Annotated in this window: 21 protein-coding genes and 1 pseudogene; 15 read left to right on the forward strand and 7 right to left on the reverse strand. The window is 67.9% G+C overall.

Annotation, left to right across the window (positions count from 1 at the left end; genetic code table 11):
- The first annotated feature begins 93 nt into the window (after positions 1 to 93).
- Genes cyoA through E2493_RS05745 form a run of 7 tightly spaced genes read left to right on the forward strand, consistent with a single transcriptional unit; the run spans position 94 to position 6,827 of the window.
- Complete coding sequence (cyoA, locus tag E2493_RS05715; protein WP_263854057.1) at positions 94 to 1,224, forward strand: ubiquinol oxidase subunit II; 1,131 nt, start codon at positions 94 to 96, stop codon at positions 1,222 to 1,224.
- Positions 1,225 to 1,240: 16 nt separating this feature from the next.
- A complete protein-coding gene (gene cyoB / locus E2493_RS05720; protein WP_135084620.1) occupies positions 1,241 to 3,241 on the forward strand; it encodes a cytochrome o ubiquinol oxidase subunit I in 2,001 nt (666 codons plus the stop codon).
- Positions 3,242 to 3,244: 3 nt separating this feature from the next.
- Complete coding sequence (cyoC, locus tag E2493_RS05725; RefSeq protein ID WP_135084622.1) at positions 3,245 to 3,880, forward strand: cytochrome o ubiquinol oxidase subunit III; 636 nt, start codon at positions 3,245 to 3,247, stop codon at positions 3,878 to 3,880.
- Complete coding sequence (gene cyoD / locus E2493_RS05730; protein WP_135084624.1) at positions 3,877 to 4,266, forward strand: cytochrome o ubiquinol oxidase subunit IV; 390 nt, start codon at positions 3,877 to 3,879, stop codon at positions 4,264 to 4,266. The genes cyoC and cyoD overlap by 4 nt, the downstream gene beginning before the upstream one ends.
- Positions 4,263 to 4,973 (forward strand): SURF1 family protein, encoded by a 711-nt coding sequence (locus tag E2493_RS05735; protein WP_167737389.1) that lies wholly within the window; start codon positions 4,263 to 4,265, stop codon positions 4,971 to 4,973. The genes cyoD and E2493_RS05735 overlap by 4 nt, the downstream gene beginning before the upstream one ends.
- Complete coding sequence (locus E2493_RS05740) at positions 4,973 to 6,286, forward strand: ATP-binding protein (protein WP_135084628.1); 1,314 nt, start codon at positions 4,973 to 4,975, stop codon at positions 6,284 to 6,286. Before E2493_RS05735 ends, E2493_RS05740 begins: the two co-directional genes overlap by 1 nt.
- Positions 6,282 to 6,827 carry a response regulator transcription factor gene (locus tag E2493_RS05745; RefSeq protein ID WP_404828295.1) on the forward strand — a complete coding sequence of 182 codons (546 nt, stop codon included), beginning with the start codon at positions 6,282 to 6,284 and terminating at the stop codon, positions 6,825 to 6,827. The genes E2493_RS05740 and E2493_RS05745 overlap by 5 nt, the downstream gene beginning before the upstream one ends.
- A 22-nt stretch (positions 6,828 to 6,849) precedes the next feature.
- Here E2493_RS05745 and E2493_RS05750 read toward each other — a convergent pair whose 3' ends face one another.
- Both E2493_RS05750 and E2493_RS05755 read right to left on the reverse strand, forming a co-directional pair.
- Positions 6,850 to 7,764, reverse strand: a complete 915-nt coding sequence (locus tag E2493_RS05750; protein ID WP_135084632.1) for a hypothetical protein — start codon at positions 7,762 to 7,764, stop codon at positions 6,850 to 6,852.
- A 71-nt stretch (positions 7,765 to 7,835) separates the two neighbouring features.
- Entirely contained in the window at positions 7,836 to 8,681 is an 846-nt protein-coding gene (locus E2493_RS05755; RefSeq protein ID WP_135084634.1) for a transporter, read from the reverse strand.
- A 284-nt stretch (positions 8,682 to 8,965) separates the two neighbouring features.
- Here E2493_RS05755 and E2493_RS05760 point away from each other — a divergent pair, with 284 nt between their 5' ends.
- The 4 genes from E2493_RS05760 (at position 8,966) to E2493_RS05775 (ending at position 14,291) form a co-directional block, all read left to right on the forward strand.
- A complete protein-coding gene (locus E2493_RS05760; protein WP_135084636.1) occupies positions 8,966 to 11,809 on the forward strand; it encodes a TonB-dependent receptor domain-containing protein in 2,844 nt (947 codons plus the stop codon).
- Positions 11,810 to 11,891: 82 nt separating this feature from the next.
- The gene (locus E2493_RS05765; RefSeq protein WP_135084638.1) at positions 11,892 to 12,479 is read left to right on the forward strand and encodes a hypothetical protein; all 588 of its coding nucleotides are present in this window, start codon (positions 11,892 to 11,894) and stop codon (positions 12,477 to 12,479) included.
- A gap of 122 nt (positions 12,480 to 12,601) precedes the next feature.
- Positions 12,602 to 12,976: a GFA family protein gene (locus E2493_RS05770; RefSeq protein WP_450097533.1), complete on the forward strand. Its 375-nt coding sequence runs from the start codon at positions 12,602 to 12,604 to the stop codon at positions 12,974 to 12,976.
- Positions 12,977 to 13,121: 145 nt separating this feature from the next.
- The gene (locus tag E2493_RS05775) at positions 13,122 to 14,291 is read left to right on the forward strand and encodes a GGDEF domain-containing protein (RefSeq protein WP_135084640.1); all 1,170 of its coding nucleotides are present in this window, start codon (positions 13,122 to 13,124) and stop codon (positions 14,289 to 14,291) included.
- Positions 14,292 to 14,336: 45 nt separating this feature from the next.
- Here the strand turns inward: E2493_RS05775 and E2493_RS05780 are convergent, their stop codons facing one another.
- The gene (locus E2493_RS05780; RefSeq protein WP_135084642.1) at positions 14,337 to 15,404 is read right to left on the reverse strand and encodes a methyltransferase; all 1,068 of its coding nucleotides are present in this window, start codon (positions 15,402 to 15,404) and stop codon (positions 14,337 to 14,339) included.
- Between the two features lie 126 nt (positions 15,405 to 15,530).
- A complete protein-coding gene (locus E2493_RS05785) occupies positions 15,531 to 15,986 on the reverse strand; it encodes a YaiI/YqxD family protein (protein ID WP_135084644.1) in 456 nt (151 codons plus the stop codon).
- 339 nt (positions 15,987 to 16,325) lie between these two features.
- On the opposite strand from E2493_RS05785, the pseudogene ffh reads away from it, so the two are divergent.
- The 3 genes and pseudogenes from ffh (at position 16,326) to rimM (ending at position 19,025) form a co-directional block, all read left to right on the forward strand.
- A pseudogene (gene ffh / locus E2493_RS05790) lies at positions 16,326 to 17,808 on the forward strand (signal recognition particle protein).
- 35 nt (positions 17,809 to 17,843) lie between these two features.
- Positions 17,844 to 18,365, forward strand: coding sequence for a 30S ribosomal protein S16 (gene rpsP / locus E2493_RS05795; protein ID WP_135084646.1), 522 nt, complete (start codon positions 17,844 to 17,846; stop codon positions 18,363 to 18,365).
- A gap of 174 nt (positions 18,366 to 18,539) precedes the next feature.
- Positions 18,540 to 19,025, forward strand: coding sequence for a ribosome maturation factor RimM (gene rimM, locus E2493_RS05800; RefSeq protein WP_135084648.1), 486 nt, complete (start codon positions 18,540 to 18,542; stop codon positions 19,023 to 19,025).
- A 24-nt stretch (positions 19,026 to 19,049) separates the two neighbouring features.
- Here rimM and E2493_RS05805 read toward each other — a convergent pair whose 3' ends face one another.
- The 3 genes from E2493_RS05805 to E2493_RS05815 all read right to left on the reverse strand — a co-directional run bounded on the left by E2493_RS05805 (position 19,050) and on the right by E2493_RS05815 (position 22,842).
- Positions 19,050 to 20,036 carry a hypothetical protein gene (locus E2493_RS05805; protein ID WP_135084650.1) on the reverse strand — a complete coding sequence of 329 codons (987 nt, stop codon included), beginning with the start codon at positions 20,034 to 20,036 and terminating at the stop codon, positions 19,050 to 19,052.
- Between the two features lie 54 nt (positions 20,037 to 20,090).
- Complete coding sequence (locus E2493_RS05810) at positions 20,091 to 21,785, reverse strand: serine hydrolase (protein ID WP_135084652.1); 1,695 nt, start codon at positions 21,783 to 21,785, stop codon at positions 20,091 to 20,093.
- 121 nt (positions 21,786 to 21,906) lie between these two features.
- On the reverse strand, positions 21,907 to 22,842 hold the full coding sequence (locus E2493_RS05815; protein ID WP_135084654.1) for an NAD(P)/FAD-dependent oxidoreductase: 936 nt from the start codon (positions 22,840 to 22,842) through the stop codon (positions 21,907 to 21,909).
- A gap of 105 nt (positions 22,843 to 22,947) precedes the next feature.
- Here E2493_RS05815 and E2493_RS05820 point away from each other — a divergent pair, with 105 nt between their 5' ends.
- Positions 22,948 to 24,438 carry a serine hydrolase domain-containing protein gene (locus E2493_RS05820; protein WP_225421168.1) on the forward strand — a complete coding sequence of 497 codons (1,491 nt, stop codon included), beginning with the start codon at positions 22,948 to 22,950 and terminating at the stop codon, positions 24,436 to 24,438.
- Positions 24,439 to 24,511: the final 73 nt, after the last annotated feature.

A 24,511-nucleotide genomic window follows, 5' to 3' on the forward strand; every position in this document is an offset into this window, starting at 1 on the left:
GTCCAATGTCGGTCCTCGGGCGGAGGGCAATATAGGGCCATCATGCTGCAGCACATGTTCAGATCGGCGAGCCGGCTCAAGGTCCTGGCCGCCGTGCCTCTCCTGCTCCTGGCAACGGCCTGCGACCGGGTGGTGTTCGATCCGGCCGGAGACGTTGCGCGCCAGCAGCGCGACATCATCTACATCTCGACGGGCCTGATGCTGCTGATCATCGTGCCGGTGATGGTCCTGATCGTCGTCTTCGCCTGGCGTTACCGCAGGGGGAAGGGCGGCACCTACGATCCGAACTTCGATCATTCGACCGCGCTGGAGCTGGTCATCTGGTCCGTGCCGCTGCTGATCATCATCGTCCTCGGCGCGCTGACCTGGTCGAGCACCCATCTGCTCGATCCGTTCCGGCCGTTGAACCAGGTCGCGACCGATCAGGAAGCGAAGGCCCAGGTGGAGGCGCCGCTGCGCGTCCAGGTCGTCTCGATGGACTGGAAGTGGCTGTTCATCTATCCCGAGCAGGGGATCGCGACGGTGAACGAACTGGTCCTTCCGGTGGGGCGGCAGGTCCGCTTCGACATCACGTCCACCAACATGATGAACACCTTCTACGCGCCCACCATGGCCGGAATGATCTATGCGATGCCGGGCATGCAGAGCACTTTGCACGCGGTGCTCGACCGTCCGGTGGAGTCGCAGGGTTATTCGGGCAATTACAGCGGCCACGGCTTCAGCCACATGCGCTTCAAGCTGCGCGGCGTCGACGACGCGCAATTCGGCCAATGGGTGGCCGCCGCGCGCGGCTCCGGCAAGGCGCTCGATCTTGCCACCTACATGGAGCTGGTGAAGCCCAGCGAGCGCGTCCCGGTGATGCATTTCGCCGCCGTCGGGCCGGACCTGTTCCGGCGCATCCTCGAGCGCTGCGTCGAGCCCGGCAAGCCCTGCATGAGCGAGATCATGGCGCACGATCGTCAAGCCGGCGGCGGCCATCCGCACGAGATGCGGCCCGGTGCGGGAATGCCGCAGGGTCGCGACAGTGCGCCGCTCCACGGCGACAAGCCGGAGGGCGCGATCTTCAAGTCGCCCGAGGAGAGGGGCTCGGGACCGAACGTCACCAAGCCGGCCAATCCGAGCCGCGCACCGGGCGTCACCCGTCCCGGCGACCAGAAGAACCGGGACATGAGCGCCGTCATGCCCATGGCTCACCCATCAGCCCAGCCGGCGGCCAACGCCTGATCCTGCGGAGCGACTCGTGCCCGAATCTTCCATCTTCAAGACCATCTTCGGCCGGCTGACCTGGGAATCCTTCCCGGTGCACGAGCCGATCCTGCTCGTCACCTTCCTCGTCGTCGCCCTGCTCGGCATCGGCATCGTCGCAGCGGTGACCAAATACCGGCTTTGGGGCTGGCTGTGGCGCGAGTGGTTCACGACCGTGGACCACAAGAAGATCGGCATCATGTACATCATCCTCGGCATCATCATGCTGCTGCGCGGCTTTGCCGATGCGCTGATGATGCGGGCGCAGCAGGCGGTCGCCTTCGGGGCCAGCGAGGGCTATCTGCCGCCGCACCATTTCGATCAGGTGTTCACCGCCCACGGGACGATCATGATCTTCTTCGTGGCGATCCCGCTCGTGTCCGGAATCATCAACTTCGTGATGCCGCTGCAGATCGGCGCGCGCGACGTGGCCTTTCCGTTCCTCAACAGCCTCAGCCTCTGGCTAACCGTCGCGGGCGCATTGCTCGTCATGGTGTCGCTGTTCGTCGGCGAGTTCTCGACCGCCGGATGGCTGAACTACGTACCGGTCGCCAACCTCCAGAACAGTCCCGGCACCGGTCCGGATTATTACCTCTGGGCGCTGCAGATAGCGGGTCTTGGAACGACCCTGTCCGCGATCAACATGGTGACGACGATCATCAAGATGCGCGCGCCCGGCATGACGATGATGAAGATGCCGGTGTTCACCTGGACGGCCCTGTGCAGCCAGGTGCTCGCGGTCGCCATTTTCCCGGCCCTGACCGGCGCATTCGCGCTGCTGATGCTCGACCGCTACATCGGCACCAACTTCTTCACCAACGATCTCGGCGGCAACCCGATGATGTACTGGAACCTGGTGTGGATCTGGGGCCACCCCGAGGTCTACGTCCTGGTCCTGCCGGTGTTCGGCATATACTCCGAAATCACCTCCACCTTCACCGGCAAGAGGCTGTTCGGCTATTCGTCGATGGTCTACGCGACGGTGGTCATCACCATCCTCAGCTATCTCGTCTGGCTGCACCATTTCTTCACGATGGGCTCGGGCGCCAGCGTCAACAGCTTCTTCGGCATCGCGACGATGGTGATCTCCATCCCCACCGGGGCCAAGATCTTCAACTGGCTGTTCACCATGTATCGCGGCTCGATCCGCTTCGAGCTGCCGATGATGTGGGTGGTCGCCTTCATGCTGACCTTCGTCGTCGGCGGCATGACCGGCGTGATGCTGGCGATCCCGCCCGCCGACTTCGTGCTGCACAATTCGCTGTTCCTGGTCGCGCACTTCCACAACGTCATCATCGGCGGCGTCGTGTTCGGCCTGTTCGCCGGCATGCAATATTGGTTCCCCAAGGCATTCGGCTTCAGGCTCGACGATTTCTGGGGGAAGATCGCCTTCTGGGGCTGGGTGATCGGCTATTGGGTGGCCTGGACCCCGATCTACATCGTCGGGCTGATGGGCACGACGCGGCGCGTCAATCATTTCGACGATCCGACCCTGCAGCCCTGGTTCGTGGTGGCCGCGATCGGCGCCGTGATCATCGGCATCGGCATTCTCGGCTTCGTCATGCAGATCGCCGTCAGCATCAAGAATCGCGACAAGCTCCGCGACGTGACCGGCGATCCGTGGGACGGGCGCACGCTGGAATGGTCGACCTCCTCGCCGCCGCCCGCCTACAATTTCGCCTTCACGCCGCGCGTGCACGATCTCGACGCCTGGTACGACATGAAGCAGCGCGGCTACCGCCGTCCCCAGGGCGGCTACCGGCCGATCCACATGCCGCGCAACACCGGGACCGGCGTGATCCTGTCTGGCCTGGCATTGGTCCTGGGCTTCGCCATGGTCTGGTATATCTGGTGGCTGGCGGCTTTGGCCTTCGTGGCGCTGATCGCCACGGCGATCGGCCACACGTTCAACTACAACCGGGATTACTTCATCCCGGCCGGAGATGTGGAGCGGCAGGAGGGCGAGCGCGACCGTCTTCTGCCGGCGGAGGCCTGAGCCATGGCACAGCTTGAACAGGCGCAGGCCGCGGTCGATCCGACCTTCCATCTCGTCGAGGCAGACGATCACGATCACGAGACCGGCGGCGCGACGCTGCTCGGTTTCTGGATCTACCTGATGAGCGACGCGCTGATCTTCGCGGCGCTGTTCGCGACGTTCGGCGTGCTCAGCACCAGCTATGCCGGCGGACCGAGCCCGCGCGAGATCTTCGAGCTGCCGCTGGTCGCGCTCAACACCGCGATCCTCCTGGTCTCCTCGATCACCTACGGTTTCGCGATGCTGGCGATGGAGCGCGGCGCCGTCCGCACCACCCAGGCCTGGCTCGCGGTCACGGGGCTGCTCGGCGCGTCGTTCGTCGGCATCGAATTGTTCGAGTTCGGCGCGCTGATCGCCGAGGGCGCGACGCCGCAGCGCAGCGGCTTCCTCTCCGGCTTCTTCACCTTGGTCGGAACCCACGGCCTCCACGTCACGGTCGGAATCATCTGGATCGTCGTGATGCTGGTGCAGATCGGCCAGCGCGGCCTGATCCCCGCGAACAAGCGCCGCCTGCTGTGCCTCAGCATGTTCTGGCACTTCCTCGACGTCGTCTGGATCGGCGTCTTCTCCTTCGTCTATCTGCTGGGAATGCTGCGATGAGCTCCGCCGACACGCACCTCGATCCCGCCGTGCACGCCCATGGCGAAACCCAGGGCCATGGCTCGAAGCGAAGCTATCTGGTCGGCTTCGGCCTCTCCGCCGTGCTGACGGCCATCCCGTTCTGGCTGGTGATGGCCGATCCGCTCGGCAACGCCGGGCTGACCGCGGCCGCGGTGATCGTCATCGCGGTGCTCCAGATCCTGGTCCACACCTTCTGCTTCCTGCACCTCAACACCCAGGCGGAAGGCGGATGGACGATGATCGCCTATATCTTCACCGGGGTGATCCTGCTCCTCACCATCGGCGGCTCGCTGTGGATCATGTACCACCTCAATTCGAACATGATGCCGGGGATGATGACGGGCCAGACGAGCTACGCGCCGTGAGCGAGGGGGGAGCCAAGCGCGGCTTCCTCCTGATCCTCTGCTTCGCTGGCCTCCTTCTCTTCACCTCGCTGGGGATCTGGCAGGTCGAGCGGCGTGCCTGGAAGCTCGATCTGATCGCCCGCGTCGACGCCCGGATCCACGCCGCCCCGGTGCCGCCGCCGGCGGCGGCCGCCTGGCCCCGGCTCGATCCCCGCGACTACGAATATAGGCGCGTGCGCGTTCGCGGGCGCTTCCTCGCCAATTCCGAGACGCTCGTGGACGCCCTGACCGAGCGCGGCGCTGGATCCTGGGTGTTGACGCCGCTCCAGACCGGCGACGGCGTCATCCTGGTCAACCGCGGCTTCGTTCCCGACGCCTACGAGGCGCCCGGGAGGCGACCGGCGCAGCCCCGCGGCGCATTGATGGTCACCGGGCTGATGCGCGCGAGCGAGCCGGGCGGCCGCTTCCTCCGCCCCAATGAGCCGCGGCAGGAGCGCTGGTTCTCCCGGGACGTCGCCGCCATCGCCGCCGCCCGCGGGATATCGAATGCGGCGCCCTTCTTCATCGACGCGGATGCCGCGCCGCATGCAGGGCTGCCGATCGGCGGCCTGACCGTCGTCCGCTTCCGCAACGCGCACCTGCTCTACGCCCTGACCTGGTTCGGGCTCGCCGGCCTGTCGCTGGCGGGGCTGGTCCTGCTGCTCAAGCCGGCGCAGAAGCGCCGCTGATGGACACACCGCTTCTCGCTCTCACCCGCCGACGGCCGGAGGCGCTGCCGGGTCGCTCGCCCAATGCCGCGGCGGTCGAGAACATGCGGCAGCTGATCCAGCTGCGCTGGCTCGCCGTCATCGGCCAGCTCGTCGCGATCCTCGTGGCGCATTTCGCGCTTCGGGTGCCGCTGCCGCTCGCGCCCCTGCTCGCCGTGGTCGCTCTCCTCGCCCTCGTGAACGTCGCCTTCACGCTCACCCTCCGCCGGCTCTGGCTGGTCCCGGGCGAGCTGTTGCTCGCGCTCCTGCTCGACATGGCGGCGCTGACCGCGCAGCTCTACCTCAGCGGTGGCGCGACAAACCCGTTTCTCTCGCTCTACCTTCTGCAGGTCGTGCTCGGCGCGATCCTGCTCGGCCCCGCCATGGCGTGGCTGCCGGCAGTCGTCGCCATAGTCTGCTGGGCCTTCCTCAGCGTCCGGCATCTGCCCTTGCGGCTGCCGCCGGCAATCGGGACTGTGCCCGCCGACCTGCGGCTGATCGGCGAGTGGATCAGCTTCTCGATGGTAGCGATCCTGCTCGTCCTGTTCATTGCCAGGATCAGCCGCAACCTCGCCGCGCGCGAAGCCTATGTGGCGGAGCTGCGTCAGCGCGCCGCCGAGGAGGACGGGATCGTGCGCATGGGTCTGTTCGCGAGCGGCGCCGCGCACGAGCTCGGAACGCCGCTTTCGACGCTGTCGGTGCTGATCTCGGACTGGCAGCGCGATCCGGCGCTCGGCGCAAATCCGGGCTTTCGCGAGGAGCTTGAGGAGGCGCAATCGGAACTCCGTCGCTGTCGCCAGATCGTCTCCAACATCCTGCACTCGGCCGGCCGCTCGCGCGGCGAGGCGATGGCTTCGGTGCCGGCCCGCGCCCTGCTCGAAGACGTGGCGGCCGATTGGCGGGCGGTTCATGGCGACACACCGCTGGCGAGCCGGACCGATGCGCTGGCAGGGACGCACGTCGTCGCCGATCCGGCCCTGCGGCAGGTGATCTCCAGTCTGCTCGACAACGCCGCCGAGGAATCACCGGACGGCATCGCGTTGCTCGGCGAGGTCGTCGGAGATCAGTTGCGCATCTCAATCCTCGATTCGGGTCCCGGCTTTTCGGACGAGCAGCTCGCCCGGATCGGCACGCTCTACCAGTCGAGCAAGGGGCCGGGCCGCGGCCTAGGGCTGTTCCTCGCCAGCAACGTCGCCCGGAGGCTCGGCGGGAGCCTGGAGGCGGCCAATCGCGACGATGGCGGGGCGGTGGTCCGGCTGCTATTGCCGCTCGCCTCGGCGCTTCCGGAGGATTGAGCGCGTGGCCGACGACGAAAGATGCCTGCTCATCGTCGAGGACGATGCGAGCTTCGCCCGAACCCTCGCGCGCTCGTTCGAGCGGCGCGGCTACCGCGTCCATGTCGCGAGCAGCGTTCCGGCGTTCGACGCGCTGCTCGGGACGATCCGGCCAGGCTATGCCGTGGTCGATCTCAAGCTCGGCTCGGGCTCGGGCCTGAGCTGCGTCCGCGCGCTCCACGAGCGCGATCCGGCGACGAAGATCGTCGTCCTCACCGGCTATGCCAGCATCGCGACCGCCGTAGAGGCGATCAAGCTCGGCGCCAGCCATTACCTTCCCAAGCCAGCGAACAGCGACGACATCGAGGCGGCGTTCGGCAAGGGCGAGGGCGATGTCGAAGCCCCGATCGGCGCGCGGGCGACGTCGCTCAAGACGCTGGAGTGGGAGCGGATCCACGAGACGCTGGCCGACAGCGGCTTCAACGTCTCGGAAACGGCGCGCCGGCTCGGCATGCACCGCCGCACCCTGGCGCGGAAGCTGGAGAAGAGGCCGCTCCGGTAACGCTGCACGATAGGCCCGCGGCTCAGCGATAGCCCTGCGTCGAAAGCACGCTGGCGAGCGCTGCCGGAAAGGCTTCGGGTATGCGGGTAGCGTCGGCGCAATCCTCGGGCCGCGCGACCCGGCAGCCGCGCTGCACCTGCGCCTCGATCACCGTCCAGGCCTCGGAGAGGAGGCCGAGCCGTGCCGCATCGGCGGCATATGCGGCGCAGGCGCCCTGTGCTTCGTCCCTCTCCTGCTCGCACGCGTCGCGCATCGCGGCCATCTCGCGGCGGTAGAGAGGCGCCAGCGCCGGATCGCGCGAGACGTCGACGCTGTCGCCGTGCACGAATGCGATCACCCGCGGCGGCAGGCGGCTGGCCGCGCAGCTGGTGAAGCGGCAATGGAAGGCGGTGTCGCGCAGCACGAACTCCGCCCGGCTGCGCCCGGCGAGGTCTCGCGGCCATTCGAGCATCTCGGGATCGACCGCACAAAGGCTGTCGCTGCCCTCGGCGGCGAGTTTCGCCGAACGGAAAACTCGGCCTTCCGGGACCGCCAGGTCAATCGTGACGCAGCCGGCGCTGGCGCCGGAGTGGGAGATCAGGATCACCGAGGACATCTTCGCGTCCGGGGTAAGCTTCCCGATCCCGAGATAGGCCGCGCTCCCCGGCTGACCGACCAGTGTCGTCGTCGCCATCCTTCCGCCGCTGACCACCGCCACCAGATAGCGGCTGCCGGGGGAGCAGGCTTCGGAAACCGGCCGAGTCTCGCCGCAGCGGCGCATCACCGTCCGCACCCGAAGCCCACCGGCTTCGATCGTCTTGTTCCCCCATTCGGGCTGCCACTGGACGAAATGCTCGAGCGGCCAGGTGGCGGGTGGGGCGGCGGCCGATGCCGGTACGGCGAACAGGAACAGCAGGAAAAAGAGCGAGCGCAGCAACGTCGTTACTCCAGCGGGCATGCGGATGATGCTTGGAGCAGACAGCGACGGCAAGGGCTGGAAGTGCCCACGTCAGCCGATTTGGTGGCGTGCTAGAAGCGCTTCGCGATGCCGACGTAGAGCTCCAGGTCCGGAGCGTTGCCGTTCAGGCCGAGATTCACGCCCAGGTCGAACTGGAGGGACTCGCGCGCCGACCAGGCGAGCGACAGGCCGCCGAGCAGCTCCGTCCTGTGCTCTCCGGGTTCCTTGTCGCGGCGCGCGGCGATCTCGATCGCGGCGCCGAGATCCTGGGCGAGCGGCGCCTCGAGGCCGAGGACGCCGCCATAAGCGAGATGGTGGCCGGAACCGGCCTCGTCCGGTGCCGTCTCGATCTCCCCGGTTGCGGCGATCTGGAGCCCCTCGCCGAGCTCGTAGCTCAGCGGCAGCAGCAGGGCCGCCGACCAGTCCCCGTCGCCGAGCGGCTGGTCGCCGGTCGCCATCGTCAGTTGCGGCATGAGCGCGACCGACAGGCCGGAACCGTCGGGGTTGAGCAGGTTCGCGCGAAGCGCCAGCCGGACGTCGCCCACGCCCGTGCTGCGATCGACCCCGCCGGCGGCGTCGCGATGGCGCATCAGGCCCAGGGCCTGCCATCCGATCTGTGCCTCGATGCGATCGCTGAGGCCGTAGCGGACCAGCATGTCGCCCAGGACGACGGTATCGGTGCGCTCTCCCGAGCCTCTGTCGAGCGTCCAGTCTGCGAGTCCGATCTCCACGGCGGCATGGCCGCGGTCGATTGTGCAGGCGGGCGTTCCGAGTCCCGGGCGATCGGGGCAGAAGTCGCGCCGCGCCTGGGCCGAGGCCGAGCCAGTCCAGCAGCAGAGGATCGGCAGGAGCAGCAGGCCGGCCAGCCGGCTGGGCAGGTTGAGGCGGCCGGACGGCCCGCGGACAGGCTGGATCATGACCGGGTCATCGCATGCCTTTGTGCGCGTCGAAAGCGCGGATCCCGAAGAGCAGGGTCGCCTTGGCGTCGGGCCAGGCCAGCGGATCAGCGTCGGCTGAAAGGTCGATTTCATCTCCAGACCGACTTCGCACAGAAAACTGTGCCGCTTGTACAACAAGAGCGCGACAAACCGCCGTAACGGACAAGATTGGGGCAAGACGCGGGTGAAACGGTTCCGAAACGTGTTACACATTGCCAATCCGCCGCCGGCGGGTTGCCGGAGGCTCGACATGGGGAGAGCTTATGCCGCGTCACCTCCGCTTCGGCAGCACGTCGCTCGCAGTCCTTGCCGGCCTTCTCGCAACCCCCTCGACCGTCTTCGCGCAATCGACGCTGCCGCCGGACAATCCGCAGAGCGGCGCGACGGCCGCTTCCGACCAGCAGGAAGGGCCGATCGTCATTACCGGCTCCCGCATCCGGCGCGATCCGCTGTCGCAGGACGCTCCGATCGTCTTCGTGGATGACGAGGATATCGCCAAGACGGGCCTCAATTCGGTCAACGACGTCCTGCAGCGCCTGCCGAGCTCGGGCGGCGGCCTCAACGGCAAGTTCAACAACAGCGGCAATCTCGGCAATCCGCCGGACGGCGGCGGCGTCGGCGCCGGCGCCGCCGAGATCGACCTGCGCTACCTCGGCTCGCGCCGGGTGCTCGTCCTGGTTGACGGCATCCGCTACGTGAACGGCGCCTCGGCGAGCGGCGTGCCGGGCTCCACCGATCTCAACTCCATACCCGAGAGCGCGATCGAGCGGATCGAGGTGCTGCAGGACGGCGCGTCCGCCATTTATGGCTCTGATGCGATCGCCGGCGTCGTCAACATCATCACCAAGAAGACGCAGGACGGGCTTCGCGCCACCGGCCAGATCGGCATCATGGACGAAGGCGATGGCGGCACCCGCAACGTCCAGCTGAGCTGGGGCAACGGCGATCGCAGCCCGCTTCAGATCGTGATCGGCGGCAATTACGTCGATCAGGACGCCGTCTCGGCCGGGGCGCGCGACATCTCGCGCTTCCCCGCGCCATATTCCACCACCTGCGCCGACGGCGGCTGCTCCGGCTTCCTGCCGAACGGGCGCTACGGTGTTCTCGGGCAGGATCTCACCCTGATCGCGCCGGTGATCGGCCGCACCGCCACGCCCGCCGACTTCCGGCCGTTCGTCAGCCCCGACGACCGATTCAACTTCGGGCCGTTCAATTATCTTCAGATCCCGCTCGAGCGCTACGGCGTGTTCGGCAATCTGCGGTACGAATTCTCCGATGCGGTCAATTTCTCGCTCCGCGCCCTTTGGAACAAGCGCAAGTCGGCCAATCGGGCGGCGCCGCTGCCGTTCGGCGTCGGTCCGGCGGCGGGCATCACTCCGGTGCTCGACGGAACGCCGGTGCATGCGACCAATCCCTATAACCCGTTCGGGGTGACCCTCGACGCGACCAACATGGATTTCATCTTCCGACGCTTCGTCGAAGGCGGGCCGCGTCGGTTCTTCCAGACGGTCGACACCTATTACGGCGTCGCAACGTTGGACGGGGAGTTCGATCTCGGCGGCCGCAGCTGGTTCTGGGATCTGAACGGCGCATACGGCCGCAACAAGGCCGAGCAGCGCATGTTCGGCAACATCAACTCGGACAATCTGCGTCGTGCGCTCGGCCCCGTCTCCGCCTGCACTGCGCCCTGCGTTCCGTTCAACCTGTTCGGCGGCGCGGGCTCGATCACCCAGCCGATGCTGGACTATGTGACGTTCGTCCAGGAGGACAGCAGCCGCCAGACCACCTGGGATCTCACCGCCAACGTGACCGGCAGCCTGTTCGATCTTCCCGGCGGGCCCCTCGGAATCGCGTTGGGAGCGGAATATCGCGACCTCAGCGGCCGGTTCGATCCCGATCCGATCGTCGCCGCCGGCTTCAGCTCGGACATCCCCGCGCTGCCCACGAGCGGAAGCTATTCGGTGTGGGAAGCCTATGCCGAAGTCCGCGCGCCGCTTCTCTCCGACAGACCCTTCTTCGAGGAGCTCGAGTTGAACGGCGCGGTGCGCTTCTCCGATTATTCGACTTCCGGCTCGACCAGCACCTTCAAGGCCGGCGTGAACTGGAAACCGATCGAGGACCTGCTGTTCCGGGGCTCCTGGGCCGAAGGCTTCCGCGCCCCGTCGATCGGCGAGCTTTTCGGAACGCAGTCGCGCTTCGATCAGCAGCTCGACGATCCCTGCTCCTCCCATCCCGACAACCCGGCGCCGCGTCGCTTCGCCAACGATGACACGGTCCGCGCCAATTGCATCGCCGCCGGCGTGCCGGCCAACGGCAGCTACCAGCAGGCCAATCCCCAGATCTCAGTGCTGGTCGGCGGAAACGAGGATCTCGCGCCGGAGACGTCGGAGAGCTGGGTGTTCGGTGCGGTGTTCAGCCCGCGCTTCCTGCCGCGCTTCTCGATCGAGGCCAATTATTACGACATCAGGATCGATGGCGCGATCCAGACCATCGACGCCGAGGTCACGGTCGCAAATTGCGTGGTCAACAACGATCCGGCCGCCTGCGCATTGGTCACCCGCGCGGGCGCCGGGCAGCTTACTCAGGTCTCCGGCCTGCTCCAGAACATCGCGGGCATCAAGACCGATGGGATCGACGTCAACGTCTCGTTCCGAGGGATCGAGACCGGCTTTGGCCGGCTCGGCTTCACCTGGAACAACACCTTCCTGCTCAATTACGACGTGATCGTGCCGATCACCGATGGCGTCCAGGTGATCAGCCGCGAAGGCACGGAGCAGGGCAGCCCCTCGCAAGGCTTCCCCAAGTGGAAGTCCGTCGGAATCATCGACTGGGACCTGGCTGAGTTCGGTGCCACGGTGACCGGCCGATACGTCTCGAAGCTCGAGGAGGGGGGCGGCAATGTGATGAACGACCGCTTCTACACCGACGTCCAGCTGCGCTTCCTGCCCGGGGGCAGCGACGGCCGTTTCGGCTTCGCGCTCGCCGTGAACAATCTTTTCAAGACCAAGGCGCCGGGCTGCGTCACCTGCGATATCAACAATTTCGATCCGACCGTCTACGACGTTCCCGGCCGCTATTTCTACGCCAGGGCGAGCGTGCGGATGTAGGGCAAGAGGGGTTGAGCTGGGCAGTCGTACGCCTCGTTGCGCTGCCTTGCTCACATCTCCGAACCGCAGCACACTCTCAGGGATGGAACGAGTTCTTCTCCTGCTGCTCTGCGTGACGTCCGCGTGCTCCGGCGATGATTCCGGTAATGTCGTTCTGGCCTCGGTCGAGGACGGGGAGGTGCGTTCGCCAGCTTCGAGCGGCGTCCTTGAGCCCGAGCGCTGCCTTCGCAAAGACAGGGACTACTACCGGTTGAAGTTCAATGACGCGTGCATAGAACTTCAGCCCGCGCGAAGGATGTCCGGCGTGTGGATAGTCGGAAACGAGGAATCCAGCTTCATACCCGGTCCGCAGAAGGTCCCGGCTGCCGATAATCGGCTGAGGCTGAGGATATTCCTGGATACCAAAAGCATCGGTCGATTGGAGGCGGCAGACGCCGAGGGGGTCCGCTGGCTAGCCGTGTTCGCGATCGAGTTCATCGGTCGACGTTCGAAGGCACCTGGCCTTTACTACACCGGCGAGGGCGACCACCTGGTCGTCGCCGACCGCCTCATTTCTGCGCGCTTCATCGGCCAGGCGCCGCAAACGGACGTCGCCGCTGCATTAAAGGCCGGACGGAGGTTCGACAATTCCGAGCTTTCCCGGCCGCTGCCCGAGGACATTTGGAACTAGATTGGCGGGAGCGAGGACGGGACGGCGATCCGTGCTCGCGCCGCGTCGGACGCTGCAATGGCCAGGCGCGCGAGGGCGTCGGATGGCGTACAATCCGGCTTTCGGACTCGGAAGGACCCACGATGGGCGCGCGGGGAAGCTGTCACTGCCATTCGGTGCGCTTGCTGTTGACCGCGCTTCCCGAGCGGGTCGTGGCCTGCGACTGCTCGCTGTGCAGCCGGCGCGGGATGCTCTGGGCCCATTATGCGGATTCCGAGGTGGCGGTCGAAGGCTTCACCGAGGGCTATGAATGGGGCGACGAGACGATCAGCTTTCGTCACTGCCCGAAATGCGGCTGCACCACTCACTGGGAATCCCGGGTCCGCACCGGCGGAAGCGTGGCGGTGAACGCCCGGCTGATCGACGGTTTCGCCGAGGCGGGCGGCGCGAGCACGTCCACTTATTCCTTCCAGGGACGGCCCGCCGAGCTCCACTTTCTGCGCGGCGCGAACGGCTAGACGCGGGCAAAGTACGCTTGGCGTCGGGCGCAAGGTCGCGGCGGCATGGTGGTCGCGCTGCCGGCAACAAGGATCTGTTAACCATCGCCGCCTAGATCGGTTTCCGGGACATCCGTCGGGGAGCGGAGGACGAGGGGGACCGGAATTGGACGGGGAGAGTTCGCAGGTCGAGCTGCCGCGCGCGCGGCTGTGTCGCTGGCTGGTGGACAGCGGATGCGACGTGCCGCCCGCGATCCGCCGCGCGCTCGTCACCACCCTGTTCGGCGCCTCGACGCCGTTCGTGCTCGGCGAGATCAACAACGCCTTGCTCGCCTGCGTCGTGGCAGCGCGCATTCCGACCGCCCCCTTCCTGATCTGGACGGCGCTGCAGCTCGTCCTGGCGATGCTGCGCATCAGGCTGCAAGTGGGCGGGCGACGCGCGCTGGCGAGAGGCGAGATCGTTCGTCCCGACCTCTATCTTGCCGTCGCCCTGACTTGGGCCGCGACGATCGGCTACGGCACCTACATCAGCGTCGCCAGCGGCGACTGGGTGGCGGCGACGCTGGCGAGCACATCGGCCGCGGCGATGGTCGGCGCGATCTGCTTTCGCAGCTACGGCGTTCCGCGGCTGGTCATTGCCATGATCTCGCTGGTCCTCGGTCCGTGCGCACTTGCCGCGACGCTGTCGGGTGAGCCGATCATGCTGCTCGCCGGCCTTCAGCTGCCGCTCTACCTCGGAAGCATGGGTCTGACCTCCTTCGCCCTTCACCGGATGCTGGTCAGGACGATGCAGGCGGAGCGCCGCAACCGCCACCACGCCAGGCACGATCCTCTGACCGGACTGAAGAACCGCGGCGGCCTAGCCCATTGGGCGGCGATGCAGCTCGCGCCGCGGGCGGCCGCCGACCGCGCCTTCGTCCTCTTCTATGTCGATCTCGACGGCTTCAAGGCCGTCAACGATCGGCTCGGCCATGCCTGCGGCGACCTCGTCCTGGCCGAAGTCGCTGCGCGGCTCGGCGCTTTCGCCGGCAGCGACGATGCGGTTGCGCGGCTCGGCGGCGACGAGTTCGTCGTCATCGCCGCCTGCGGCGGCGGGGAGGCGGAGCGTCTGGGGGCGGGCATCGTGGAAGCGATCGCCGGCGCGCCGTTCCTCCTCGGCGATGTCGCCGCAACCGTCGGCGCGAGCGTCGGCGCGGCCGTCTTTCCCGCCCATGGCGAGACGCTCGAGGCGTTGCTGCACGTCGCCGACATGGCGCTCTACGAGGCAAAGGCTGCCGGCGAGCCGTGTTGCGTCATTGCCCCGGCCCGGACGGAGCCGGCGCGGCTCTGCGCATGAGGGATATGGCGTGCGACCCTTGCGAGCCGCACGCCGCCGGTCGTGTCACTTATAGGCGATCGCCGCACTCGCCGGGCCGGCGAGCGGAAGCACTTCGCAATGCCGGAAACCCGCCTCGAGGCACCATGAGGCGAAATCAGAGCCGGTGAAGTCGAACGCGTCCCCGAACTCGATCAGCATGTTGAGCGACATCAGCAGACCGAAGGCGTTCTCGCGCCGCGCATCGTCGATGATGTTCTCTATTGCGACGAACGCGCCGCCACGCGGCAGCGCGCGATAGGCCTTCGCGATCAGCGCCTTCTTCTGCTCCAGGTTCCAGTCGTGGAGGATCATGCCCATCGTGATCAGGTCTGCCGGCGGGAAGTCGTCCGCCAGAAAGTCGATCGGCTTCGCGGCGACGCGTTCGGCAAGACCGGCCTCGCTCAGCCGCCGCTCGGCGATCGGCGTGACGACCGGCAGATCGTAGGAGGTGCAGGCGAGGTGCGGATGGGCACGGGCCACGGTGGCCGAGAGCAGCCCGGTGGCGCCGCCGATGTCCGCCATCGAGCGGTAGGGCATGAAGTCGAAGCGATTTGCGAACGCCTCGAAGTTCGCGCGGGAGACGCCGGTCATCGCGTCCATGAACTGCTCGAGCCTCTTGGGCTCGGCATAGAGGGTCTCGAACATCGCCCGGCCGCTATGCTTGATCTCGTTCTGGGGCTTGCCGGTGAGGAGGGCCGGCGTCAGGTCGGCCCAGAAGGGATAGAGGCGGTCGTTCGCCATCTCGAGGATGCCGCCGACATAAGCCGGGCTCGCCTTGTCGAGGAATTGGGCCGCCTCGGGCGTGTTGTAATAGAGCGCTCCGGCGTCGTCGCCGGTGCGGTCCAGCATCTTGAGCGCAACGAGCGCGTCGAGGAAATCGCGGGTCGCGCGAGGATGGAGGCCGATCTCGTCCTCGATCTCGTCCGCGCTGAGCGGACCCTCGCCGAGCACGCTGAACAGGCGCAGCTCCACGGCGCTCAGCAGCGTCTTCGACGCCCAGAAGGCCATCCCCATTTCGAGGATGCGGGCAGGAGAGGGGGCAGCGGCCCGCTCGTGGTCGCGCTGGCTGTGGATCGGCAGTTCGGCATTCATCTTCGGCTCCTTCGGTGACCGCGGCGGCACGTCGGGAGCTCTCTGGCAGACGCGGGTGGCAGGCTGATGCCGCCGAGCGGCGCCGCACGTCGCAATTGTATCGGACGCAGCGTCGCCGGATCCGGGTCAGCGGCGCTTCAGCCGCACCAGCGCCTCGTCGAGCGCCTGGAGGAAGCGGGACCGATCGGTCTTGGCGAACGGTGGCGGGCCGCCTCCCGGACCATCCATCCCGGCGCGCAGGTCCGCCATGATCGCCCGGGTGGCGATCGCGGCCCCGATCGAGCTGGCCGTGAACGGCTTGCCGTTGGGGGCGAGCACCGCCGCGCCCTTCTTCAGCGCGCGGTCGGCAAGCAGGATGTCCGCGGTCACGACGACCGATCCGGCGTCCGCCGCCTCCGCGATCCAGTCGTCCGCCGCGTCGAAGCCGCCGTCGACGATCACCCGCTCGATCAGAGGGTGCGCCGGGACCCGGAACGGGCTGTTGCTGACCACCTTCACCCTCGCCTCATGACGGAAGGCGACCTTGTAGATCTCCTCCTTTACCGGACAGGCGTCTGCGTCGACGAGGATCGTGGGGCTCATGCGCGCCCCTTTGCCGCCGGACTGGCAGGAAGGGAAGCGACATCAGGTCATTCCGGCGAAGGCCGGACTCTCCGAGCGCGACAGGCGCAAGCGCTTCTGGAGTGCTCGATCTGCACCTTCGCGAACTCTCGCTGAGGCTCTGGCCTCGCCGGAGCGACGGCTTGGGGCAGGGAAGGGCGCGCACGGTGCTTGCCCTTGCCATCCCTTGCTGGCTCCTCTATGCGCGCCCACATCCCGGCTGGAGTCGGGAGACGCGCGTCCGGGACGGATGCACGCTGGCCGGCGAGTTTCGCCCGCCGGCGTTTTTCGTTTGGCGGCGTCAACCGAGAGGAATTTTGAATGTTCGAGAGCCTGAGCGATCGCCTGAGCGGGGTCTTCGACCGCCTGCGCGGCCGCGGCGCGCTCACCGAGGCCGACGTCCGCGCCGCGATGCGCGAGGTGCGCATCGCCTTGCTCGAGGCCGACGTCGCTCTCCCCGTCGTTCGAGACTTCGTCGACAGGGTGACGGAGCAGGCGGTCGGCCAGCAGGTGCTGAAGTCGGTCACGCCCGGCCAGCAGGTCGTGAAGATCGTTCACGACGCGCTGGTCGAGATGCTCGGCGCGGAGACGGCGGACCTGCGCATCGACGTCACGCCGCCGGCGGTGGTGATGATGGTCGGCCTCCAGGGCTCGGGCAAGACCACGACCACGGCGAAGATCGCCCGCCGGCTCGCCGAGAAGGACCGCAAGAAGGTGTTGATGGCGTCGCTCGACGTCGCGCGCCCGGCGGCCCAGGAGCAGCTCGCCGTGCTCGGCGAGAAGACCTCGACCGCGACCCTTCCGATCGTCGCGGGCCAGCAGCCGGTCGAGATCGCCCGCCGCGCCCTCCAGGCCGCGCGCCTTCAGGGTTATGACGTTCTCCTGCTCGACACCGCCGGTCGTCTCCACGTCGATCAGGCGCTGATGGACGAGATGAAGGCGGTGGCCGAGGTCTCCACGCCGAGCGAGATCCTGCTCGTCGTCGACGCCCTGACCGGCCAGGATGCCGTCAACGTCGCCAGGAGCTTCTCCGAGCAGGTCGATCTCACCGGCGTCGTCCTCACCCGTCTCGATGGCGATGCGCGCGGCGATGCGCGCGGTCACCGGCAAGCCGATCAAGTTCGCCGGCGTCGGCGAGGGCGTCGACGCGCTCGAGGCCTTCCATCCCAGCCGCGTCGCCGGCCGCATCCTCGGCATGGGCGACGTCGTCAGCCTGGTCGAGAAGGCGCAGGAGACGATCAAGATCGAGGAGGCCGAGGCGCTCGCCAAGCGCATGGCCAAGGGCCAGTTCGACCTCAACGATCTGCGGTCCCAGCTCGCGCAGATGCAGCGGATGGGCGGAATGACGGGCCTCGCCAGCATGCTTCCGGGCATGAAGAAGGTCCAGAACGCGATGGCGCAGAGCAACGTCGACAACAAGATCCTGGTCCATATGGACGCGATGATCGGCTCGATGACTCCGAAGGAGCGCGCCCGGCCGGAGCTGCTCAACGCCAAGCGCAAGATCCGCGTCGCCAAGGGCTCCGGCACCACCGTGCAGGACGTCAACAAGCTCCTGAAGATGCATCAGGAGATGGCGAACATGATGAAGAAGATCCGCAAGATGGGCGGGCTCGGCAAGCTCGGCGCCCTGTTCGGCGGCGGCCTTGGTGGCCTCGGCGGGATGGGCGGCATGGGCGGCCCCGCCGGTCCGGCCGGCGGCCTCCCGGGCGGCCCCGCTGCCGGCGGCCTTCCTGGCCTTCCCGGAGCGGGCGGCGCGCCGTTCGGCCTCCCGCCCGGCTTCGACAAGTTCATGAAGAAATAGATCGAACAGGCGTAAATCTCAGAAAGGACTATACAATGGCAGTTTCCATCCGTCTTTCCCGCGGCGGCGCGAAGAAGCGTCCCTATTACAAGATCGTCGTCGCCGACGCCCGCACCGGCCGTGACGGCAAGTTCATCGAGCGCATCGGCAGCTACAATCCGATGCTGCCCAAGGACAGCGCCGAGCGCGTGAAGCTCGACACCGATCGCGCCCGCCACTGGCTGTCCGTCGGCGCCCAGCCGACCGACCGCGTCGCCCGCTTCCTCGACGCCGCCGGCGTCCGCGAGCGCGCGGCCCGCAACAACCCGAAGAAGGCGGAGCCGGGCGAGAAGGCGAAGGAGCGCGCCGAGGAGCGCGCCGCGCGTGACGCAGAGGCCGCCGAGGCCGCTGCCGCCGCCGCTGCCGCGCCGGCCGAAGAAGCTCCGGCCGAGACCGCCGGCGGCGCCGGCGAGGCCACTCCGGCCGAGGAGGCTCCCAACCAGGGCGAGTCGACCGCCGAGCCGGCCGAGGGCGCGGAAGACGCCGCTCCGGCCGAAGGCGCCGACAAGGCCGAGTGATCGGACGTCGATGAAGGTCGCGGCACGCACTCCCTCCCCCTTGAGGGGGGAGGGTTGGGGTAGGGGTGGAGCTTCCACCGGCACTGCCTCCGCCGGTGAGGCAGCGGCCTGCATTGACACCACCCCCACCCAACCCTCCCCCCTCGAGGGGGAGGGCTTTGGCCACCGAGCTGCATGACCGAAGATTCACAGGTGACCCTCGCAGCGATTGCGGGCGCGCACGGCATTTCCGGCGAGGTGCGCCTGAAGCTGTTCGCCGAGGGGATCGACAGCCTCAAGCGTCAGCAGGTCGTGACCGTTGGTAGCCGGCCGCTGACGATCGCGGCGATCAAGCAGGGCGCGAACCCGATCCTGCGCTTTGCCGAGGTCGCCGATCGCAATGCCGCCGAGACCCTGCGCGGCCAGCTCCTCACCGTTCCCCGATCAGCGCTGCCGCCGCTCGAGGAGGGCGAATATTATCACGCCGATCTGATCGGTCTCTCCTGCGTGGATGCTGAAGGACGTCCCTTGGGCTCCGTGGCCGCGGTCGAGAATTTCGGCGCCGGCGACATCATCGAGATCGAGAAGCCGGACGGCAAGCGGGCGATGGTGCCGTTCCGCGACGGCGTCGCCGACCTGAAGGACGGCCGCATCGTCGTCGATCCCGCCTTCCTCGCCTGAGGCGGGGGGCTTCCCGAGCGGCGATCAGCCCGCCGTCGGCAGCCGCACGATTCGCGGCCTCCCGTCGTCGATCCACAACAACAGGCTCGGTTGTCCGGGCGTGACGATCTCGACGCCGCCCCTGAAGGCTTTTGCTTCGCCGGGCGCGCACGGCGCCGCGTCGCGATTCTCCTCCCGTTCGCAGGCGTAAAGATAGGCATTGGGCGCCGCCGCACGGAGCTTCGCCTCGACCAGCGGACCGGAAGGAGGCTGCTCGACCGCGATCAGATTGACCGGCGCTTTCCCTTCCGCGCCGAACACGATCTCGACGTCCAGACGCATCGAATGCGGCCGCATGTGGACCGAGAGGCGCTCGGCTTTGCCGTCCGCGTCGAGATCCGCAGCGAGGCTCTGGGCCGGTTCCGTAGCCGCCGGCTGCGGCGCTTCCGCGGCGATCACCTCCGCCACCGTTGCTGCCGTCCGTCCGCGTTTGGCGAGGACGTTCGACGTGCAGAGGACGCGCGCGATGTCGATCTCGGCCGAATGGGGAAGCACCGGTTCCACCTCGCCGATGCGGTCGACGAAGGCGAGCTGGCGGAGATCCTCGGTGAAGGCGGCAGTCGGGCCGCGTCTCATCCCGCCTTCGGACCCGCAATTGTAGGTGTTGAGCTGCAAGGTGATCGCCTGACCGGCGACGCGGGCGGCGCCATGGTTGATCCAGAGCTCGCGGACCGGCTTGCGACCCGTCTCCCGCGGCGCACCGTCGCCGATGATCGCCTCCTCGTTGATCCACAGCGAAGCGCCGGCTTCCCGGTCGGTACGCGGCTCGTAGCGGATCATCTGGCGCCAACCGGCCGTCGTCGCCAATGCCTCCGCCGCCGGGTTGGGAACCGGCGGTGGTATTTCCGCGGGCGGCTCGCCGCAGGTGGCGAGGCAGGAGGGCCGAGGATCGTCCAGGCCGCCGGCGCACCCTGCGATCATCGCCGCGAATGCCGCTGCCGCCACGACCCGGCCTGTCGTCCTGTTGCGCATCCCTCGTCCTCCCCGGGGTCCTTCTAGACCGGGATGCGCAATCCGCAACCGGCCTCAAGGAACGCGCCTGCCGTTCAGAACGCGTGCGCCGTGCTGGATGGTGACACGGTCGATGGCGCCGTTCTGCCGATGAAAGACCAGCCGCGATCGGGCACGGTCGATCATGAAGGCATCCTCCGCCACGGCTCGCATCGGCAGGGTGGGACCGTCCGGGAGCTGGAGGGTGAGCTGGCCGTTTTCGAAGGCGATCGTCACCACGGGTCCCTCGGTCGCATAGGTTCCGGCATAGGATCGCAGCGCCGAGGGCGCGATCGCGAAAGGCGCCGGGGCGTCGCCGGTGCGGACGGCGCGGTCCGGCGCGGCGAGATCGGCCCGATGCACCTCCACCACGTGCGCGCCGTCGGCCTTGCGGACGAAGCGGACCCAGGTGAGCTCGTCGGCGCCGAAGAAGAAGCGGTCGTCGCCGGCGGCGAAGGCTTCCATCTCGCCTTCTCCGCGCGCCATGAACAGCCTGCCGTCACGAGCGAAGAAGCGGCGCGGCGGCCCGTCGTCGGCGCCGCCGGGGCGGGGCTCATAGGTGCCGAACAGCGGCGCGATCGTTGTCAACGGCACGTCCGCGCGCACCAGCGTCGGGAACGGCTCGCCCAAAGCCAGCGCGGCGAGACGGCGGGTGAGGATGCTCGGATCGGTCGCCGGATCGTCGCTGTTGGCGAGCACGGCGACGAACAGGTCTTCGGACGGAAGGTAGACGCTGTCGGTGTCGAAGCCGGCGATCGCGCCGCCATGGACCAGCGCCGGGCGGCCGCGCAGCTGCCGCAGCCGAAGGCCGAACCCGTAAGGCTGTTCCGATCCGTCCCTGAGCCGCGCCGGGCGGATCATCTCCCGGTAGAGTCCAGGGCCGACGATGCGGCCGTGGTGCAGGGCCTGAGCCCAGGCGGCGAGATCGCGCGCACTCGCCGCCAGCCCTCCGGCGGCGTGGGGTACGCTCATGTGCGACGGAAGGACAGGCTGCTGCCGGCCGTGCTCCTCCGTATAGCCGCGCGCGATCGCCGGACCAGCTTCTCCGGTGACACCATAAGCGAGCGTGTGCAGGCCGAGCGGACTCGCGATCCGCTCCGTCACCGCCTCGTGCCAGGCCTTGCCCGTCACCTTTTCGACGATCGCCCCGAGGAGGACGTAGCCGCCATTGTTATACTCCCATTTCTCGCCCGGCGCCGCGGCCGCGGGCCTGTCGCGGAACACGGCGAGCAGCTCGGCGGTGGTGAACGGGCGGGTTCGGTTCGCGGCCAGCCAGCCGGGAATCTTGCTGAAATCCTGGATGCCGGAGGTGTGGTTGAGCAGCTGCCGGACGGTCGCAGCGGCCGTGGGCTGCGGATAATCGGGGAAGAAGCGCGAGACCGGATCGTCGAGCGAGAGCCTGCCTTCCTGGACGAGCTGGAGAACGACCGCGGCGGTGAATTGATTGGTGATCGAGCCAAGGCTGAAGACGGTGTCGGCGGTGACCTTGCGGCCCGTGTCGAGATCGGCAAGCCCGCGGCCCGCCGCATAGACGATCCGCCCGCCGCGCATCACGATCGCTGCCGCGCCCGGCCCGTTGGCCGGAATGGCCTGGAGGAGCGCATCGGCGCCTCGCTTCAGATCGTCGGAACGGGGCGCGGCCTGGGCGGCGGCACTCCCCGGGGCGGCGGCGACAAGCCCGGGCCACAGCATCGTGCACGCCACCCCGGCAGCCAAGGTCCTGAACCTCATCGGCGGATCTCCCCCTCCTGCGCACGGCCTTTATCGGCCGCGCATGGTCCTGGCGCATGGCCGTGCAGCCATCACGTTCTGGGCAAGGAGAATTGGTGCAGCCGCCGTGCCGGTGGCGCCGCTAGCGTCCTTCGCGCAGCCGCTCGCGCTTGATCGGGCGAACCTTTGCCATGTCGTTGCGGATCGTCGTCGCAGCGACTCCGCCTTCGCCCATCGCGTGGCTGATCTGGTCGAGGCCGAGCACGACGTCGCCGGCGGCGTAGAGGCCGGGAATGCTGGTGCGCTGGTGGGAATCGACGACCAGGTTGCCATCCTTCAGCGTGGCCCCGAGCTGGACGGCAAGCTCGACGTGGGTGTCCGAGCCGAGCGCCGGGTAGACGCTGTCGAACGTGTAATGGCCGTCGGCCGTGTCGACGACGATGCAGTCGGCATGCGCCGCCACCGCCGAACATGGCCCGTCTACGGTGGTGATGTCGAACTCGGCGAGCCGCGCCTTGTCTTCCTCGGAGATCGAGTGGGCCGTGTCCGGGGCGATCAGGGTGACGTCCTCGGTGAAGCCGCGCAGGAAGATGGCCTCGGCGACGCCGTGGCTGCCGCTGCCGATCACGCCCACCTTCTTGTCGGTGACCTCGTAGCCGTCGCAGATCGGGCAGTAGCGGATCAGCCCGCGCGCCAGCGCCTCGTCGTGCAGATCCTCGTCCATCGGCGGGCGCCGGTTGGTGACGCCGGTGGCGAGCAGCACCGTCCGCGCCTCGACCGAGCCCTCCCCCCATTCGGCGCGAAAACCGCCCTCGATACGGTCGATGCGGGTGACCCGGCCGGTGACGATCGAGGCGCCGTACATCTGCGCCTGCTCCTTCATCCGGGCGATCAGCTCCTTGCCCGAGATGCCGCCGGGATAGCCGGCATGATTGTGGGTGCACGGGATCAGGCCGGCTCGGCTTTTGCCGGCGTCGACCACTTTCAAGGAGAGATGGTAGCGTGTGAGATAGATAGCGGCGGTAAGGCCGGCGGGGCCGCCGCCGATCACCAGGCAGTCGAAGCAGGGTTCGCTCATCGGGCGCACAGCGCTTTCGGTGGCAAAGCGGTTCCGTTGCTTCCGCTTCGTCATGCATCGGCTAAGAAGACGGCAGGATCGTTGCAGGGAGAGACGGGGATGAGGATGCTGAAGCTCTTGGCGGCGGGCGTGCTGGCGCTGGCCGCACTGCCGGCCGATGCGGCGGATCTCGCCAGGATCGAGGCGGCGACGCCGCAGATCGACCGGATTTTCGAGAGCTTCCAGAAGGAGTCGCACGCGCCCGGCCTCGTCTACGGGATCGTCGCCGACGGCAAGCTGGTCCACGTCAAGGCGTTCGGCGTGCAGGACCTGAAGGAGAAGCGTCCGGTCGGCCCCGACAGCCTGTTCCGCATCGCCTCGATGTCGAAGGCGTTCACCGCCCTCGCCATCCTGAAGCTGCGCGACCAGGGCAAATTGTCGCTGGACGCCCCGGCGGAAACCTACGTCCCCGAGATGAAGGGCTGGCGCTACCCGACGTCGGACAGCCCGCGGATCAAGGTCCGTGATCTGCTCAACCATGTCTCCGGCTTCGTCACCGACGATCCCTGGGGTGACCGCCAGCAGGTGCTGAGCGAGGCGGAGTTCACCGCGATGCTCAAGCGAGGCGTGCCGTTTACCCGTGCGCCCCAGACCGCGTTCGAATATTCGAACTTCGGCTATGCGACGCTCGGCCGGATCGTCACCAACGTCTCGGGCATGCCCTACGATCAATATATTCGCCGCGAGATCCAGGCGCCGCTCGGCATGGCTTCGACCGGCTATGAGGTGCGCGACTGGCCACTCGAGCGCCGCGCGGTCGGCTATCGCTGGGAGAACGAGGCCTGGGCCGAGGAGCCGACCATGCGCCACGGCACGTTCGGGGCGATGGGCGGCGTGCAGACCAGCGCCAATGACTATTCCCGCTGGATCGCCTTCCTGCTCTCGGCCTGGCCGCCGCGCGACGACAAGGATGCCGGGCCGGTCGCCCGCGCGTCGGTGCGGGAGATGGCGCTCGGCTCCAACGTCCCGCGCCTGCGCCAGCGCTTCGGAAGCAGCCCGGTCACCCAGGCCGCCGCTTACGGCATGGGGCTGATCGCCGCCCAGGATCCGGAGCTCGGCAACACCTTGAGCCACGGCGGCGGCTATCCGGGCTACGGCTCGCACATGCTGCTGCTGACCGATCACGGCCTCGGCATCTTCGTGTTCAGCAACCGCACCTATAACGGCGGCTCGGGCGCCGCCTGGGACGCCGCGGTCGCACTGCTGAAGGCCGGCGCGCTGCCAGCGACGGTGCCGCCGGTCAGCCCCTCGCTGGCGACCGCCTATCGCGCCGCCGGGGCGATGTTCCGGGCCGGCAGCATCGCGCCGGCGCGGACCCTGCTGGCGATGAACTTCCTGTTGGACCGCTCTCCGGAGAATTGGGCGCGCGAGCTCACCCGGGTGAAGGGCGAGGTCGGCGAGTGCGAAACCGGGAGCGCGGTCACGCCGACCGGAGCTCTGTCCGGCACCTTCCGCTGGACGTGCGACAAGGGTGTGCTCGAAGGCCAGCTGCTGCTCGCCCCGACCAGTCCGGCGACGATTCAGGCGTTCCGCTACACTGTGGTGCCGACGCGCTGAGCGGCGCCCGGCGTGACAGGCGGCGGTGCATCGCCTAGGTTCGGTCCCTCGCAACCGGGGAAAGGGCTCGGTC

Origin of the sequence: Sphingomonas parva (ex Maeng et al. 2020), from assembly GCF_004564275.1 — a bacterium.
In the GTDB taxonomy this organism is placed as follows: domain Bacteria; phylum Pseudomonadota; class Alphaproteobacteria; order Sphingomonadales; family Sphingomonadaceae; genus Allosphingosinicella; species Allosphingosinicella parva.